Source organism: Herbiconiux sp. (assembly GCF_023264855.1).
GTDB lineage: Bacteria > Actinomycetota > Actinomycetes > Actinomycetales > Microbacteriaceae > Herbiconiux.
In genome coordinates this window covers 75,742-91,600 of record NZ_JAHFUW010000014.1, presented here as the reverse complement: position 1 = coordinate 91,600, position 15,859 = coordinate 75,742, and the positions used below count along the sequence as shown (strand labels likewise).

The following is a 15,859-nucleotide window of genomic DNA, read 5'->3' as shown; positions in this document are numbered from 1 at the left end:
GAACCCGACGCGGTTCTGCGCCTCGTCGACGGGCAGGCCGTTGATGGACTCGATGCGCACGATGGCGTTGTACTTCTGGCGGCCGCTGGAGTCGCCCTCACGCGGCTGACGGATGCTGCCGACCACCGCGTCGCCCTTGCGCAGGTTGTACTTCTTGACCTGGCCGAGCGAGACGTAGACGTCGCTGTTGCCCGGCAGGTAGCCGCTGGTGCGCACGAAAGCGTAGTTGTCGAGGATGTCGAGGATGCCGGCGACCGGGATCAGCACGTCGTCTTCGCTGATCTCGGGCTCGATCTCGTCGCCCCCGGTCTGGCCGCGGCGCTTGCGGTCGCGGTAGCGGTTGCGCGCTCCGCGGTCGTTGCGGTCGTCGCCGTCCAGCTGCGGACCGCGATCCTGGTTCTGGTTCTGCTGGCCCTGGCTGCGCTGGGCGTCGGCGTCCTGCTTCTGCGCCTCGCGCTCGGCGGCCTGGCTGCGGCCGTTCTGCGCACCGCGCTGGTTCTGGTTGCGGTCGGCCTGCTCGGAGCCGGCGTTGCCGTTCTGGCCGTTGCCGTTCTGGGCGGGCGCGTTCTGGGCGTTGCCGTTCTGGCCACCGTTGTTCTGGGCGGCACCGTTCTGGCCACCGTTGTTCTGGCCGTTGCCGTTCTCGGCGTTGTCGTTGTTGCCGCGGCCACGACGGTTGCGGTTGCGTCCGCGGCCCTCACGGCGCTCGGACTGCTCGTTCTGGCCTTCGCCGGCGGCGGCGTCGCCCTCGGCGGTGTCAGAACCGGAGACCGGGGCCGGTGCATCGGCGGCGGGCAGGATCGGGGCCTCGGTGGCGCCGTCGGTGTTGGCGTGGCCGGCCGCGGAGACGCGGTCGGTGGTGACCCGGCGAGACGGGCGGCGCTTGGGCGAGACCGGGCCCTCGGGCAGTTCGATGACGATCTGCTCCTTGGGTGCGGAGCTGGTGGCCGGAGCCGGCAGCAGCAGTTCGTCGGGCACGATCGGCCCGTCGACGGCGGGAGCGGGCACGGAAGCCTCGTCGGCAGCGGGTGCCGCAGCGGCATCCGGAGCCTGCTCGGCAGCAGCGGCCTCAGCCGGAGCGGCCTCGGCGGGAGTGGACTCCTCGATGGTGGGGGCGACGGCCTCGGCCGGAGCATCCACGGGGAACTCGAGGGTCACGGGCGAGCCGGCGGGGAGCTCGGTGGCCCCCTCCTGCACGAGGCGGATGGCCTCGACGAGCTCGCCCTTGCGGAGCTTGGAGGCGCCGGACATGCCGAGCGAGGCGGCGATCGCCTGGAGCTCGGAGACCTTCAAGGTCGACAGGTCGGCGCGGGTGTTGACGTCAGTCACGGAGATGGTGTCCTTCCCCTGTCGGCTACGAAAAGCCAGGCAGAGAACTGACCGTGCGCCGGTACGCGAAGGCTGTGGAAATCGGGAGGATTCACACGAGGCCGTTCACCGGGCCACGGCAGGATGATTTAAGAGGAATACGACCGGGACGGGATTCGAAGCTGCTTCAGGCTGTCGTGCACTCGATCTTCAGGGATCGGGATGCCCGCAAACTGAGGTCTACTTGACTTCGTCCGGGTGCAGCACCACTGTAGCACCTTTGAAGTCCACGGCCAGAACCAGGGACTGCCAGGGTGTCGCGGCCTTGGCCTCGACCAGCGCGGCCGCCTCCAGTCGCTGTCCGGGATCGCTGCAGAGCACCAGGATGCTCGGGCCGGCTCCCGAGACGACGGCGGGGAAGCCCTCGGCCCGCAGCGCCTGGATCAGCCGATCCGTCTCGGGCATCGCACTCGCGCGGTAGCTCTGGTGCAGCTTGTCCTCCGTGGCCGCGAGCAGCAGCTCGGGGCTCTGGATGAGGGCGGCGATCAAGAGCGTGGAGCGCGAGACGTTGAAGATGGCGTCGGCGTGCGGCACCGATTCGGGCTGCAGGCTGCGGGCCAGCGCCGTCGACATGGTCTCGTGCGGCACGAGCACGAGCGGCGACACGCCGCGGTGCACGTTGAGCTTCTTGAACTGCGGGCCCTCGGGCGTGGTCCAGGCGATGGTGAGACCGCCGAACAGCGCGGGGGCCACGTTGTCGGGGTGGCCCTCGAGCTCGGTCGCCCGGGCCAGGAGACCCAGCGGGTCGATGTCGACGATGCCGGTGAGCAGGCCCTTGGCCGCCATGATGCCCGAGACGATCGCCGCGCCGGATGAGCCGAGGCCCCGGCCGTGCGGGATGACGTTGTTCGCGTCGAGGTGGAGGCCCGGCAGCTCCTGGCCGTAGGCGGCGAAGGTGTGGGCGATGGCCTGCACGACGAGATTGGAGGAGTCGGTGGGCACTTCGCCCGCGCCGACGCCGTGCACGTCGACGAACGCGCCGGGCTCCTCGCGCACCGTGACGGTCAGTTCGTCGTAGAGCGCGAGTGCGAGGCCCAGCGTGTCGAAACCGGGACCGAGATTCGCGGTGGTGGCCGGAACCCGCACCGTGACCGAACGGCCGAGCAGGGTCACGAGGCGTCGCCCTGCGCCGCCGTGGCGGGAGCAGCGGGCTGCAGGCCGAGCACACCGGCGATCTCGGCGGCGTCGACGGGAACGATCGTGGGGGTCACGTCGGAACCGTCGGCCGTGCGCAGCGCCCACTGCGGGTCTTTCAGACCGTGGCCGGTGACCGTGAGAACCACGGTGGCGCCGGCCGGGATGACGCCCGCTTCGGAGCGCTCGAGCAGGCCGGCGACGCTGATCGCGGAGGCGGGCTCGACGAAGATGCCGACCTCGGCGGAGAGGATGCGGTACGCCTCGAGGATGTGCTCGTCGGAGATCGCGCCGAAGTAGCCGTCGGTAGCCTCGCGGGCGGCCAGGGCCAGCTCCCACGAGGCGGGGTTGCCGATCCGGATCGCGCTGGCGATGGTGTCGGGGTTCTTCACGACGTGGCCGAGCACGATCGGCGCGGAGCCGGCGGCCTGGAAGCCGAACATGCGGGGCAGCTTGGTGGTGACACCGCGCTCGAGCTCTTCGGTGTAGCCGCGCGAGTACGCGGTGTAGTTGCCCGCGTTGCCGACCGGCAGCAGGTGGAAGTCGGGCGCATCCTGCAGCACCTCGACCACCTCGTAGGCGGCGGTCTTCTGGCCGGCGATGCGGTCGGGGTTGACCGAGTTCACCAGGTGCACGGGGTAGTTCGCCGAGAGCTCGCGGGCGAGGTCGAGGCAGTCGTCGAAATTGCCCTGCACCTGGATCAGCTGCGCGTTGTGCGCGATGGCCTGGCTGAGCTTGCCCATCGCGATCTTGCCCTCGGGCACCAGCACGGCGGCGGTGATGCCGGCGTGGGTGGCGTAGGCGGCGGCCGAGGCCGAGGTGTTGCCGGTGGAGGCGCAGATGACGGCCTTGGCGCCGTGCTCGACGGCCTTGGAGATGGCCATGGTCATGCCGCGGTCTTTGAAGGAGCCCGTGGGGTTCATGCCCTCGTACTTGACGAAGACCTTCGCTCCGGTGCGCGCGGAGAGCGCCGGCGCCGGGATGAGCGGCGTGCCGCCCTCGCCCAGGGTCACCACGGGGGTGGCGTCGGTGATGCCCAGGCGGTCGGCGTACTCGTGGAGGACGCCGCGCCACTGGCGCGAAGGGATGCGGGGGGTGCTGTCGGCCACTAGGGCGTGTCTCCTTCAACTCGTAGAACCGATTCCACCCGCACGACGGCGTCGTGGGAGGAAACAGCCGCCACCGTCGCCGACAGGGCGGCGTCGCTGGCTTCGTGCGTGACAATGACAAGGGTAGCGGTGAGCGGCTCGGATGCCTGACCCGGCGCCCCGGCGGCGGCCAGGACCGACGGTGCGGCCGGCTGCACCGTCTGCTGCAACGCCTCGACCGAGACGCCGTGCTCGCTGAACACGCCGGCGATCTGGGCCAGCACACCGGGCTGGTCGGCCACGATCAGGGTGAGCTGGTAGCGCGTGCTGACCGCACCGATGCCGAGGATCGGCAGGTTCGCGTGCGTGGACTCCCCCACACCCGGGCCGCCCGCGACGTGGCGGCGCGCCGCCGACACGAGGTCGCCGAGCACGGCCGAGGCCGTCTCCACCCCGCCCGCGCCCGCGCCGTAGAACATGAGGTCTCCGGCGGCCTCGGCCTGCACGAACACGGCGTTCTTGGCGTCGTGCACGGCGGCCAGCGGATGCCGCCGGCTGATCAGGGCTGGATGCACGCGTGCGACGACCCCCTCGACGCCGGTCTCCGGATCGGTCAGCCGCTCGCAGATCGCGAGCAGCTTCACCACGTAGCCGGCCTTCTGGGCGGCGACGACCTGCGCGGCGGTGACCGAGGTCATCCCCTCGCGGTGCACGGCCTCGACCGGAACCGCGGTATGGAACGCGAGGCTGGCCAGGATGGCCGCCTTCTGCGCGGCGTCGTAGCCCTCCACGTCGGCGGTCGGATCGGCCTCGGCGTAGCCCAGCTCCGTCGCGATGGCCAGGGCGTTCTCGAAGGTGTCGCCCTCCACGTCCATCCGATCGAGGATGAAGTTCGTGGTGCCGTTCACGATGCCCATCACGCGGTTCACGCGGTCGCCCGCCAGGCTGTCGCGCAGCGGCCGGATGATCGGGATCGCCCCGCCGGCGGCGGCCTCGTAGTAGAGCTGGGCGCCCACCTGCTCGGCGGCGTCGAACAGCTCGGGGCCGTGGGTGGCCAGCAGCGCCTTGTTGCCGGTGACGACGTCGGCGCCGGAGTTGATGGCGAGCAGGATGTACTCACGGGCCGGCTCGATGCCGCCCATCAGCTCGATCACCACATCGGCGGACTGGATGAGCGTGGCGGCATCCGTGGTGAGCAGGTGGCGGGGGATGCTGGTGTCGCGCGGGGCGTCGACGTCGCGCACGGCGACCCCGATCAGCTCGAGCCCGGCGCCCACACGGGCCGCCAGCTCGTCGCCGTGCTCGAGCAGCAGGCGGGCGACCTGCGAGCCGACGGATCCGGCGCCGAGCAAGGCGATCCGGAGGTTGCGGTATTCGATCATGGCTTCACTGCCTCTGCTGCGGTGGTGGGTAGGTAGGACGCGTCTCGGGACAGCAGGTCGTGCTCGGTCTCGCGCCGGATCAGCACCCGGGCCTCGCCCTCCGACACCGCGACGACCGCGGGCCGCCCCAGGTAGTTGTAGTTGCTCGCCATCGACCAGCAGTAGGCGCCGGTGGCCGGCACGCTCACCAGGTCGCCCGGCTGCACGTCGCCCGGGAGGTAGTCGGCGTAGACGACGATGTCGCCGCTCTCGCAGTGCTTGCCGGCGAGGCGCACGAGGGCCGGGTCGGCATCCGATTCGCGGCTCGCCAGGCGCACCGTGTAGTCGGCGCCGTAGAGGGCGGGGCGCAGGTTGTCGCTCATCCCGCCGTCGACGCTCACGTAGCGGCGCACCGCATCCGTGCCGTCGTGCTGACCCACGAGCACGTCTTTCACGGTGCCGACGGTGTAGAGCGTGACGCCGGCGTTGCCGATGATGACACGGCCGGGTTCGAAGGCCAGACCGGGCACCGCGATGCCGAGGCGGCCGCATTCCCCGGCGACCGCGGCCACGATGCCGGCGGCCAGTTCGGCGATGGGGGTCGGGTCGTCGGCTCCGGTGTAGGCGATGCCGTACCCGCCGCCGAGGTTGAGCTCGGGCACCTCGCCGCCCGCCAGCAGCTCGGCGTGCACGGCGAGGAGGCGCGCGGCCGACTCGGCGAAGCCGGCGGCCCCGAAGATCTGCGAGCCGATGTGGCAGTGCAGGCCCCGAAAGCGCAGCGACTCGTGCGAGCGGATCGCGGCGACGTACTCGGCGGCCTGCTCCAGGCGCACGCCGAACTTCTGGTCTTCGTGGGCGGTGGCCAGGAAGTCGTGCGTGTGCGCGTGCACACCGCTGTTCACGCGCAGCCGCACCCCCTGCACGCGACCGTGCCGGGCGGCGGCCTCGGCCACGCGCTCGATCTCGATGGCACTGTCGATCACGATGGCGCCGACGCCCGCGGCGACCGCGCGGTCGATCTCGTCGAGCGACTTGTTGTTGCCGTGCAGCCCGATGTGCGCCGGATCCGCTCCCGCGGCCAGGGCGACCGCGAGCTCACCGCCGCTGCAGACGTCGATCGAGAGGCCCTCCTGCACCATCCAGCGCACGACCTCGATGCTGAGGAACGCCTTGCCCGCGTAGTAGACCGTCGCGGTGGTGCCGGCGTTCGCGGCCTCGGCCTGGAAGGCCTCGCGCACCTCGCGGGCGCGGGAGCGGGCATCCTGCTCGTCGATCACGTAGAGGGGCGTGCCGAAGCGCTCGGCGAGAGCGGGCGCGGCGAGGCCGCCGATCTCGATCTCGCCGGTCGCGGTGCGGGCCGCGGAGCGCGGCCAGATGGCGGCCGGGAGGTCGTTCGCGTCGGCCGGGTGGTCGAGCCACTCGGGCGCGAGCGGGCTGGAGGTCATGGACGGATCCCTTTGCTGTGTCGTCGACCCTCGGCGGGGTCTCGGGCGCGTGCCGCGGCGGCACAAGGGGCGAGCGGACCTGGCTTGGTCCCTGAAGCCGGCTCCGGGGGATGATCACCCGGACGTACCGACGATCTTAGCGGGCGACGGATGCCGCAGCCGTCATGTGACGGCCGGGCCCTCCGGCCGCGGGCGCACCCGGGGCGTGCGCCGAACGGTGACGGTTTCTTCGTCGCGGCGCGTCGAGCTCGTAGGATCGGACGGTGGACTTCCTCGCCGCCCCCGTCCTCCGCAACGAGTTCGTGCAGCTGGAGCCGCTGAGCGATGCGCACCACGACGACCTGGTGGACGCCGTGCGCGTGGACGACCTCTGGCGGGCGTGGTACACCCACATCCCCTCTCCGGACACCATGTCCGCGACGATCCGGAAGCGCCGCTCCGCCCACGCGGAAGGGTCGATGGTTCCCTGGGCCGTGATCGATGCGGTTTCCGGCCGCGCCGTGGGGATGACGGGGTATCTCGCGATCGAACCGGCGAATCGGCGCCTGGAGATCGGCTCCACGTGGCTCGGCGTCGGTGCGCAACGCACGGGCATCAACACCGCAGCCAAACTTCTGCTTCTGAGTCGGGCCTTCGACGAGCTGGGCTGCGGGGCGGTGGAGTTCCGGGCGCACTGGCACAACCGGCAGTCACGGGCGGCTATCGAGAAGCTCGGCGCGAAGCAGGACGGCGTGCTGCGCAATCACACGGTCTTCGAGAACGGAACCGTTCGCGACACGGTGGTCTACTCCATCATCGACGGGGAATGGCCGACGGTGAGATACGGGCTCCAGGAGCGCCTCACCTTCGGCAACTCGCGCTAGCCGCAGGTGCCGAGCGTGCGCAGGCTCTCCTCTCCGAGCACGAACTGCTGGGCGCTGAGTTCGGCGGTGACCGTGCCGGGCGTGACCGTGAGGGTATCGACGGAGGCGCCCTGCGGGAGGTACTGCGCGACGCAGACCGTGATGGGCGACTTCGCGACACCCGGGAGCAGTTTCGAGAGGTCGAGCGAGGTGCTGCCCTGGGTGACCGCGATGCCGGTCGGCTCGATCGTGACGGTGTCACCGCCCGCCTGCACCGCACCGGTGACGCGGAAGCCGATGGGCAGGCCGAAGACCGAGGCCTCGCCGTCGTAGGAGACGTCGCCGTCGCCGAGCTCGAGGGTGGCGCCGTCCGGAAGCTGGACGACGTCGTTCACGGCCGCCTGGTCGAGCGTGAGGGTGGCCTGGATGTCGCCGACCGGCTTCGCGAAGTCGGTGGGCACGCCGGTGGCGACGACGTGCGCCTCGACGGGGACGCCGTCGACCGTGAGGGACGGGGCATCCACCGTCACCTCGTCGAACGTGCCGGCGGCCAGCTGGGCCAGGAAGGAGAAGCCGCCGATCGCGATGTGCACGTCGCCGTCGACCGAGTCGGGAAGCTGCGTCTGGATCTCGGCCTCCGCCTGCCCCTGCGCGTAGGCCCGGAAGCCGATGTCGGCCACGACGACGAGCACCGCGAGCAGCACGACCGCACCGATCAGCCACCACACCCAGCGCTTGCGGCGCCTCGGCGGCGCCGCGGCCGCCGCCGGCTGCGCGTCGGGCAGGGGCACGGTGGGGTACTCGGCGCTCATGCCCCCATCCTGGCACGGGCTTCCCCGACGACCCGGGCAGCACCCCCGGCCCCGACCCCCGTCCGTAACGACGGAGGATCCCGCCGCAGAGGCCGGACGACGGAGTCTCAGCCCGAAGGAGGGCGCGCGCTCCATCTCTGGCGCAACGGGACGGAAGGCTACATGCGGTCGGGAGCGGAGACGCCGATCAGGTCGAGGCCGTTGCGGATGACCTGGCCGGTGGCGTCGTTCAGCCAGAGGCGGGTGCCGTGCACGGGGGTGATGGGCTCCTCGCCGAGCGGCAGCACGCGGCAGGCGTCGTACCAGCGGTGGTAGTAGCCGGCGAGCTCCTCGAGGTAGCGGGCCACGCGGTGGGGCTCCCGCAGCTCGGCGGAGTGCGCCACGATCCGCGGGAACTCCTGCAGCGCACCGAGCAGTGCGGTCTCGGTGGGGTGCACCAGCAGCGAAGGCTCGAAGTCGTCCCGCGTGACCCCTGCCGCGGCGGCGTTGCGCGCCACCGAGCGGGTGCGGGCGTGCGCGTACTGTACGTAGAAGACCGGGTTGTCGTTGGTGCGCGAACGCAGCTTCTCGCCGTCGAGCGCGAGCGGCGAGTCGGCCGGATACCGGGCCAGCCAGAAGCGCAGGGCGTCGGCGCCGATCCAGCTGAGCAGGTCGTCGAGCTCGATGATGTTGCCGGCGCGCTTGGAGAGCTTCGCGCCGTTCAGGTTCACCAGCTGGCCGATCAGCACCGAGAGGCCGGTATCGGGATCGTCTCCGGCCGCCGCGGCCAGCGCCTTGAGGCGCCCCACGTAGCCATGGTGGTCGGCGCCGAGCAGGTAGATCTTCTCGGGGAAGCCGCGGTCTTTCTTGGAGAGGTAATACGCGGCGTCCGCGGCGAAGTAGGTGACGATGCCGTTGCCGCGGGTGAGCACGCGGTCTTTGTCGTCGCCGAAGTCGGTGGTGCGCACCCACACGGCGTCGTCGGCCTCGAACACGTGGCCCTGGGCGCGCAGCCGCTCCTCCGCGTCGTCGATCGCCGTCTTGCCGGTGACGGCATCCGGAGCATGCAGGGTGCGCTCGGAGAAGAACACGTCGAAGTGCACGTGGAAGGTCTCGAGCGAGTGCTTGATCTCGGCCATCTGCAGCTCGTAGGCGGTGTCGCGGGCGATGGCCACGGCCTCGTCGTGCGGCTTGTCGAGCAGGTCGGGCACGGCGGCCAGCACCTGCTTGGCGAGCTCGCCGATGTAGGGCCCGGGGTAGCCCTTCTCGGGGGTCGGCTCGCCCTTGGCGGCCGCGAGCACCGAGAGACCGAACATGTCCATCTGGCTGCCGGCGTCGTTGATGTAGTACTCGGTCGAGACCTCGGCTCCGGATGCCTTCAGCACCCGGGCGATCGAGTCGCCGAGCGCCGCCCAGCGGGTGTGGCCGATGTGCAGCGGGCCGGTGGGGTTGGCCGAGACGAACTCCATGTTGATGGTGTGACCGGCGAGCACGGCGTTGTGGCCGTACGACTCCCCCGCCTCGAGGACGGTGCGCGCGATCTCGCCCGCCGCCGCCGTGTCGAGGGTGATGTTGATGAAGCCCGGGCCCGCCACGTCGACCGCGGCCACGCCGTCGATCGCCTGGATCGCCGGCACCAGCTCGAGCGCGAACTCACGCGGGTTGGTGCCGAGCCTCTTGGCCAGCTTCATGGCGATGTTGGAGGCCCAGTCGCCGTGGTCGCGGTTGCGCGGGCGCTCGAGTGCCGCATCCGATTCGGTGATGGAGACGCCGTCGACGGCGGACAGGCGCTCGCTCACGATGGCGAACAGATGAGCGGAGAGGGCTTCAGGAGTCACGGCGTACGATCCTACCGCTCCCGCGCGGGCCAGGCCCTCTCGTGCGCGCGTCAGCGCAGGGCAACCAGCTGCATGAGGTCATCGGTGGGCAGGATGTCGGCGACCGCGGTGACCTCGAAGTGATCGAGCACCAGGTTGCCGCCGTGGTTGGTGAGGAAGGCGGTGTCGGCGGCATCGCGGCCCGTGGCGATCCGCACCAGGGTGCTGCGGGGCGCCAGCGTGGTGGCGTCGACCACGTTCCAGGCGCCGTCGACGTAGGCCTCGGCCACGGCGTGGAAGTCCATCGGATACAGGCCGGGTGCGTACACCGACACCAGACGGGCCGGTACGTCCAGCGCCCGCAGCAGCGCGATCACGAGGTGCGCGTAATCACGGCAGACGCCCTGACGCAGCAGCAGGGTCTGCACGGCGCCATCCGTCGGCAGGCTCGACCCGGGAACGTACCGCAGCTCGGAACCCACCCACGAGCTGACCGCCTCGAGCAGGGTGCGTCCGGTCAGGCCCCGGAACTCCCCCAGCGCCGTGGGCATCAGGGTGTCGGACTCGCAGTAGCGGCTCGGGCGCAGGTAGCGGATGAGGTCGACCGGCTCGACCGGGGCCGGCTCGGCCTGCCCGTCGACCACGGCCTCGTAGTTGGCCGTGAAGCTGCCGGCCGGCACGGCGAACCGGTGCAGGCGGGTGCCGTGCTGATCCAGCAGCTCGGTGGGTTCGATCGGCTCGCCGTCGACGGCGTACTCGATCCGCTCGCGCAGCAGCGGCACGCTCTGCGCGGCGGCGATGGAGAACACGACGGTGGTGCCGAGATCGACGGTGGCGTCGATGCGGACGGAGACGGATCGCTGCATGGTCAAATCCTGACACGCTCGGGCCGCATCCGATGACCGAAACGGCCCCGGCGGCCTGCTAACCTTGACGAGCACCCCGAGCCCCCATAGCTCAGGGGATAGAGCGTCTGCCTCCGGAGCAGAAGGCCGTAGGTTCAAATCCTACTGGGGGCACACGTATTCATATCGCGCCGCCGCCATGTGCCTACATCGCGCCGCCGCTCCTGCGGCGCGAGGGCCATTCGGCCGTCTCAGGTCTTTTCGGGCCGCATCGGCGGTAGGATGCCGCCACGCGGACCACCCATCCGCGTCGGGCGCGGACGACCCATCCGCGTCATCCGTCGATGAAGAAGGATCCGAGAGCATGGACGCCGTCGAGACCTACCGCAGCCACAACATGTGGCACAACCGGATGCAGGGCGAGGAGAGCGACCTCTCCACCCACGTCATCCGCAGCCAGGCGATCGCCGAAGGGCGCACCTGGGCGAGAACCCGGCACTGCGACCACATCGTGAAGAACGCGGACGGCACCGTGGAATCGGTGACCAGCTACGCCTCGGCGCCCACCGAGGTGTGAGCGGCTACACCAGCCGGACGAAGTAGTACGAGCCCCAGAGGTTGGTGGCGTGCGTCACGTAGCGACCCCAGTCGGGCGAATGGATGACGCCGCCCTGGCCGTCGTAGATGCCGATGTGCGCTCCCGGCCAGACGACGAGGTCGCCGGCCTGGGCGTTCTGCGGCGAGACCTGCACGCCCATCCGCGCCTGAGCGCTCACCAGGCGGGGCAGCGAGATGCCGAACTGGCCGTAGACGTACTGGGTGAGGCCGTCGCAGCCGAAACTGTCGCTGGGATCGGCGCCCCAGCCGTAGGGCACCACGCCGACGAACTGCTCGGCGTAGGCGACCACGGCCTCTCCGCTGTAGGTCTGCGCGGGCGGCGAGACGTTGATGCCCCCACCGCCGCCGCCACCGCCGGACGAGCCCGAGCCGGACCCGGAATCGGAGGAACCCGAGTCGGAACCGCCGGAGCCGCCGCTCGCCTCCTCGGCCGCTTCCGCCGCAGCAGCAGCGGCCGCAGCGGCGTCGGCACGCGCCTTCTCCTCGGCGAGCTGACGCTGCCGCTCGGCCTCGACGCCGGCGTTGTACTGGGCCTCGGTGGTGATGCTGTTCTGCTGCAGGGCGGCGAGCTGCACGGTGAGCTCCGCCTCGTGGTTCTGCTGCTCGATCAGGGCCGACTGCACGACCTTCTGCGCGTCGATGGCCGACTGCAGCGAAGCGGCGGCAGCGGTGGCGAGCGACTCGAGGCTGCTCTTCGCGACCGCGGCCTGCTGGCTGAGCAGGTCGGCGGTGTTCGCGTCCTGCTCGGCCTTCGCGAACACGTCCTGACTGGTCTCGCTCAGCTTGGACATGGTGCCGAGCTGGTAGAGCAGGTCGTCGCTGTCGCTGCCGGAGACCATCAGATGCGAGGTGAGGTCGTTGCCGGCGCTGCGGGCGAACTGCGCGGCCAGGGCGGCAGCGCGCTTGTTGGAGGCTTCGGACTGCGTGGCCGCCTCGGCCGACTGTGCGGCGAGCTCGTCGGACCTGCGGGTGCCCTCGGCCAGCGCGTTCTGCGCGGCCTGGTCGGCGGCCCAGGCCTGGTCGGCCACGGCCTGCGCCGCATCCACCTCGGCGGCGAGGCCCGAGATGAGGCCCTGGATGTCGCTGATCTTCGAGGCCGTGGCATCGGTGCTGGCCTTCGCAGCCACCACGTCGTCCCACGAGGGGTAGTTCGTGGCCGAGGCGGGGGTGGTGAGAAAGAGGGTCGACCCGAGCGCGACGGCGCCCACGAAGGCCACGGCCGCGGCGAAGCGCCTCCTGGCCGGCACGACTGGAGCGGTGGCCCGCATGACTCCCCCGAACGATCGAGTGACGCGGCCCTGAATCACATCAGTAACACACGTAACAGCAACAACATCGACCACAGTAGCAACTCCCCGGCGTTTCTTACACACTTTTTCGCGCAGGCAGGCGTATAAGACGGTCGCCGAGACGGGATCCGAAGGAGCGGTGCGGGTGGAAAGCGCGTCAGGCCGCGAGGGCGCGCGCCTGCGCGAGGGTGCCGAGAAGGCTCTCGAGCTGACCCGAGACCGCACCCGGGTCTTCGGGGTGCCACTGCACGCCGAGCACGGGGGCGTCGCGGTGCTCGATCGCCTCGACGAGGCCGTCGGATGCCGTAGCCACACCGCGCAGAGACGCCCCGAGCCGGTCGACGGCCTGGTGGTGGGCACTGCGCGTGGTGGCGGTGTCGCCGAGCTGGGCGTGCAGCCGGCTGCCGTTCTCGATCCGCACCAGATGGTCGGCCATCACGAACTCGATCGGCACGTCTTCGTGCCGGTGCGAGGAGCGTTCGCCGAGATCCTGGATCAGGGTGCCGCCGAGCGCCACGTTGATGACCTGATGGCCGCGGCACACCCCGAGCACGGGGGTACCGCGCTCGACGGCGCGCTGCACCAGCGCGATCTGCGCCTCGTCGGCTCGCTCGGCGTGCGCGCCTTCACCGGCGTACCCGCGGGCGCCGCCGTAGAACTCGGGGGCGATGTCTTCGCCACCCAGCACCAGCAGCGCCGACGACCCGTCGGCGGCCCGGAGCGACCCGGTCAGACCCGCCTCCTGGGCGGCGATCACGTCGACCTGCCAGCCCTCGGCCCGCGATGCCGCGACCGCGCGCTGCAGCAGCAGAGCGGAGTACCGCTGGTACTCCGGCGCGTGCGGGCGCGAGGTCGTCACGACGACGACGCTGAGGCGGGCGGCTGGCATCCCCCCATCCTGCCGAGTGCCGCATCCGGATGCACGCGCGCCCGTAACCCGGTGCAACATACGGACGGTGCGCCAGGGGCGGTGCGGCCCGAGGGCGCCCGGCCGACCCTCACGGCGCACTGCGGCCCGCAACATCCGAGGCTCCCGGGAATCGTGGGGAGAACACCCAGTTTCGTAGACGTTTTCGGCGAGACCCTCCTAGACTTCATCGGAATGAGACCCCCGCACCGGACGCGCCGAGCGGCGCCCCTCCGAACCCTCGTCGCCACTGCCGTCGCCCTGGTCGGCTTCGCCCTGCTGGCCCCGGCCGCGCCCGCCTTCGCCGGGGATCCGGTCGATCTGAACGGCCGCTACATCGTCGACGAGGCCGGCGTTCTGGGCTCGGACCAGAGCACGGTGCAGGATGCGATCGACACCCTCGCTACCGAGCACGGTGTGAACCTCTTCGTGGTCTACACCGATTCGTTCACGAACCCCTCCGACCGCCAGCAATGGGCCACGGATGTCGCGAACCAGAACCAGTTCGGCACCAACGACGTGCTGCTCGCGGTTGCCGTCGACGACCGGGTCTACCAGCTCTCGGTCGACGCCGACTTCGCGCTCTCGGACGCCCAGTTGAGCAGCATCGAGAACGACGACATCGTGCCGCAGCTGCGCGACAGCGACTGGGCGGGCGCGGCCGTCGCGGCCGCCGAAGGGTTCGGCGACGAACTCGGCGGCGGCTCGTCATCCTCCTCGGATGCCGGCGGGAGCGGCTTCGGCGTCTCGTCGTGGGTGATCGCGATCGTCATCATCCTGCTCGTGCTCGGCGGCCTGATCTTCTTCCTGGTGCGCCGGCGCAAGAAGCTCGACGCCCGCGACACGGCGGCGGCCGTCGCGGCCGGCCCCACCCAGAAGGAGCTCGACCAGCAGGTCGGCGCCGTGCTGGTCGACCTCGACGACGCCGTCACCTCGAGCGACGAAGAGCTGGGATTCGCCGTCGCGCAGTTCGGCGCCGAGGCCACCAAGGGCTTCTCGGAGACCCTGGCCACGGTGAAGGCCTCGCTCTCGCAGGCCTTCACCCTCAAGCAGAAACTCGACGACGCCGTGCCCGACACCGCGGAGGAACGCCGCAGCTGGTCGGAGCAGATCATCGCGATCTGCGACCAGGCCTCCGACGCCCTCGACGAGCAGCTCGCCGCGTTCACCGCGCTACGGGACGTGGAGCGCGATCCGGCACCCGCCCTGGAGACGGCCCGAGCGGAACTGGCCGCCATCGCCACCGGCGGTGCAGCGGCGCGCGAGCGGCTGCTGCGACTGAGCCAGGCCTATGACGCGCCCGCCCTCACCAGCGTCGGCGGCAGTGCCGAGCAGATCGACCAGCTGCGCGTGTTCGCCGAGTCGCAGATCGCCGAGGCCGCCGCTGCGGTGACGGCGGGCGATGGCGCCTCGGCCGCCCTCAAGATCCGCACCGCCCGCCAGGCCATCGCCCAGGCGCAGACCCTCGCCACGGCGGTGACCGCACTCGAGACCGACCTGACCGCCGCCGGCAGCGCCCTCAGCGCGGCGATCGCTGACGCCGAGCAGGATCTCGCCGACGTCGCCCGCCTGCAGGCCACAGCATCCGCCTCCCCCGGCAGCGCGACCGACCCCGCCTTCGCCTCGCTCTCGAGCGCGGTCGGAGTCGAACTGCAGCGCGCCCGCTCGATGGGCGCCCGCGATCCGCTCAACGCCCGCCTGGCGCTGGAGAAGGCCGATGTGCCCCTGGATCAGGCCCTCGCCGCCGTGCGCGGCGAGCAGGAGCGGATCGCCCGGGTCACCGCCCAGCGGGACCGCGCCATCGCCGGAGCGCAGAGCGAGGTCGCGCAGGCGGCCGCCTACCTGCAGACCCGTCGCGGGGCGGTCGGCCCGGATGCCCGCACCCGGCTCTCCGAAGCCCAGCGGCATCTCGACCAGGCCGTCGCGATCGCGATCGCCGATCCCGAGGGCTCGCTGCGCGAAGCCACCACGGCCTCGCAGCTCGCCTCCCGCGCCTCGGCCTCGGCCCAGCAGGACGTGTCGTGGGCGCAGTCGTCGGAGGGCGGCTACGGCGGATCGAGCTCCGGCGGCGGCAGCGACTTCAACGGCGCGCTGCTCGGCGGCCTGCTCGGCAACCTCCTCGGCGGAGGCGGCGGAGGCGGCGGCTACAGCGGCGGCGGCTCCTCCTGGGGCGGCGGCTGGGGCGGCGGGAGCCGCGGAGGCAGCAGCCGCAGCAGCAGTTCCAGCAGCCGGCGTTCCAGTGGCGGCAGCCGCTCCAGCGGAGGCGGCCGTCGCGGAGGCGGAGGCCGATTCTGAGCACGCATCCGCATCACGGGTCGCCCTGAGACCTCCCCGGAATCATCCGGCGCCCCCGC

Annotated in this window: 13 protein-coding genes and 1 tRNA gene; 4 read left to right on the top strand and 10 right to left on the bottom strand. The window is 71.3% G+C overall.

From position 1 onward, the window contains the following. The 5 genes from Q0D75_RS08085 to lysA all read right to left on the bottom strand — a co-directional run. Nucleotides 1-1,329 (bottom strand): Rho termination factor N-terminal domain-containing protein (locus tag Q0D75_RS08085; protein ID WP_291051553.1); only part of this gene is annotated, 1,329 nt, incomplete at its 3' end. Nucleotides 1,330-1,548: 219 nt separating this feature from the next. Further along, nucleotides 1,549-2,481, bottom strand: coding sequence for a homoserine kinase (gene thrB / locus Q0D75_RS08080; protein WP_291051551.1), 933 nt, complete (start codon nt 2,479-2,481; stop codon nt 1,549-1,551). Beyond that, on the bottom strand, nt 2,478-3,611 hold the full coding sequence (thrC, locus tag Q0D75_RS08075; protein ID WP_291051547.1) for a threonine synthase: 1,134 nt from the start codon (nt 3,609-3,611) through the stop codon (nt 2,478-2,480). The genes thrB and thrC overlap by 4 nt, the downstream gene beginning before the upstream one ends. Then, entirely contained in the window at nt 3,611-4,972 is a 1,362-nt protein-coding gene (locus tag Q0D75_RS08070; protein WP_291051544.1) for a homoserine dehydrogenase, read from the bottom strand. The genes thrC and Q0D75_RS08070 overlap by 1 nt, the downstream gene beginning before the upstream one ends. Next, nucleotides 4,969-6,396, bottom strand: coding sequence for a diaminopimelate decarboxylase (lysA, locus tag Q0D75_RS08065; RefSeq protein WP_291051541.1), 1,428 nt, complete (start codon nt 6,394-6,396; stop codon nt 4,969-4,971). The genes Q0D75_RS08070 and lysA overlap by 4 nt, the downstream gene beginning before the upstream one ends. Before the next feature lie 263 nt (nt 6,397-6,659). On the opposite strand from lysA, the gene Q0D75_RS08060 reads away from it, so the two are divergent. Beyond that, nucleotides 6,660-7,259: a GNAT family protein gene (locus tag Q0D75_RS08060; RefSeq protein ID WP_291051538.1), complete on the top strand. Its 600-nt coding sequence runs from the start codon at nt 6,660-6,662 to the stop codon at nt 7,257-7,259. On the opposite strand, the gene Q0D75_RS08055 is transcribed toward Q0D75_RS08060, so the two are convergent. The 3 genes from Q0D75_RS08055 to Q0D75_RS08045 all read right to left on the bottom strand — a co-directional run bounded on the left by Q0D75_RS08055 (nt 7,256) and on the right by Q0D75_RS08045 (nt 10,712). After that, nucleotides 7,256-8,050, bottom strand: coding sequence for a DUF2993 domain-containing protein (locus tag Q0D75_RS08055; RefSeq protein WP_291051535.1), 795 nt, complete (start codon nt 8,048-8,050; stop codon nt 7,256-7,258). The genes Q0D75_RS08060 and Q0D75_RS08055 overlap by 4 nt on opposite strands. A gap of 158 nt (nt 8,051-8,208) precedes the next feature. Continuing rightward, nucleotides 8,209-9,867 carry an arginine--tRNA ligase gene (gene argS / locus Q0D75_RS08050; RefSeq protein ID WP_291051532.1) on the bottom strand — a complete coding sequence of 553 codons (1,659 nt, stop codon included), beginning with the start codon at nt 9,865-9,867 and terminating at the stop codon, nt 8,209-8,211. A 50-nt stretch (nt 9,868-9,917) separates the two neighbouring features. Beyond that, on the bottom strand, nt 9,918-10,712 hold the full coding sequence (locus Q0D75_RS08045; RefSeq protein ID WP_291051529.1) for a transglutaminase family protein: 795 nt from the start codon (nt 10,710-10,712) through the stop codon (nt 9,918-9,920). Nucleotides 10,713-10,792: 80 nt separating this feature from the next. On the opposite strand from Q0D75_RS08045, the gene Q0D75_RS08040 reads away from it, so the two are divergent. Next, nucleotides 10,793-10,865 (top strand) — tRNA-Arg (locus tag Q0D75_RS08040). 190 nt (nt 10,866-11,055) lie between these two features. Beyond that, on the top strand, nt 11,056-11,268 hold the full coding sequence (locus Q0D75_RS08035) for a DUF2188 domain-containing protein (protein ID WP_291051526.1): 213 nt from the start codon (nt 11,056-11,058) through the stop codon (nt 11,266-11,268). A 4-nt stretch (nt 11,269-11,272) separates the two neighbouring features. Here the strand turns inward: Q0D75_RS08035 and Q0D75_RS08030 are convergent, their stop codons facing one another. Together Q0D75_RS08030 and Q0D75_RS08025 are read right to left on the bottom strand one after the other, a co-directional pair. After that, nucleotides 11,273-12,577: a C40 family peptidase gene (locus Q0D75_RS08030; RefSeq protein ID WP_291051524.1), complete on the bottom strand. Its 1,305-nt coding sequence runs from the start codon at nt 12,575-12,577 to the stop codon at nt 11,273-11,275. A gap of 178 nt (nt 12,578-12,755) precedes the next feature. Beyond that, a complete protein-coding gene (locus Q0D75_RS08025) occupies nt 12,756-13,487 on the bottom strand; it encodes a gamma-glutamyl-gamma-aminobutyrate hydrolase family protein (protein ID WP_291051521.1) in 732 nt (243 codons plus the stop codon). Nucleotides 13,488-13,700: 213 nt separating this feature from the next. Between Q0D75_RS08025 and Q0D75_RS08020 the strand changes: the two genes are divergently transcribed. Further along, on the top strand, nt 13,701-15,800 hold the full coding sequence (locus Q0D75_RS08020) for a TPM domain-containing protein (RefSeq protein ID WP_291051518.1): 2,100 nt from the start codon (nt 13,701-13,703) through the stop codon (nt 15,798-15,800). The last annotated feature ends 59 nt before the right edge of the window (nt 15,801-15,859 follow it).

Coding starts and splice junctions, on each gene's coding strand:
- Q0D75_RS08070 (WP_291051544.1), bottom strand. CDS start 4,972: ATGATCGAATACCGCAACCTCCGGATCGCCTTGCTCGGCGCCGGATCC.
- lysA (WP_291051541.1), bottom strand. CDS start 6,396: ATGACCTCCAGCCCGCTCGCGCCCGAGTGGCTCGACCACCCGGCCGAC.
- Q0D75_RS08055 (WP_291051535.1), bottom strand. CDS start 8,050: ATGAGCGCCGAGTACCCCACCGTGCCCCTGCCCGACGCGCAGCCGGCG.
- Q0D75_RS08045 (WP_291051529.1), bottom strand. CDS start 10,712: ATGCAGCGATCCGTCTCCGTCCGCATCGACGCCACCGTCGATCTCGGC.
- Q0D75_RS08035 (WP_291051526.1), top strand. CDS start 11,056: ATGGACGCCGTCGAGACCTACCGCAGCCACAACATGTGGCACAACCGG.
- Q0D75_RS08030 (WP_291051524.1), bottom strand. CDS start 12,577: ATGCGGGCCACCGCTCCAGTCGTGCCGGCCAGGAGGCGCTTCGCCGCG.
- Q0D75_RS08025 (WP_291051521.1), bottom strand. CDS start 13,487: ATGCCAGCCGCCCGCCTCAGCGTCGTCGTCGTGACGACCTCGCGCCCG.
- Q0D75_RS08020 (WP_291051518.1), top strand. CDS start 13,701: ATGAGACCCCCGCACCGGACGCGCCGAGCGGCGCCCCTCCGAACCCTC.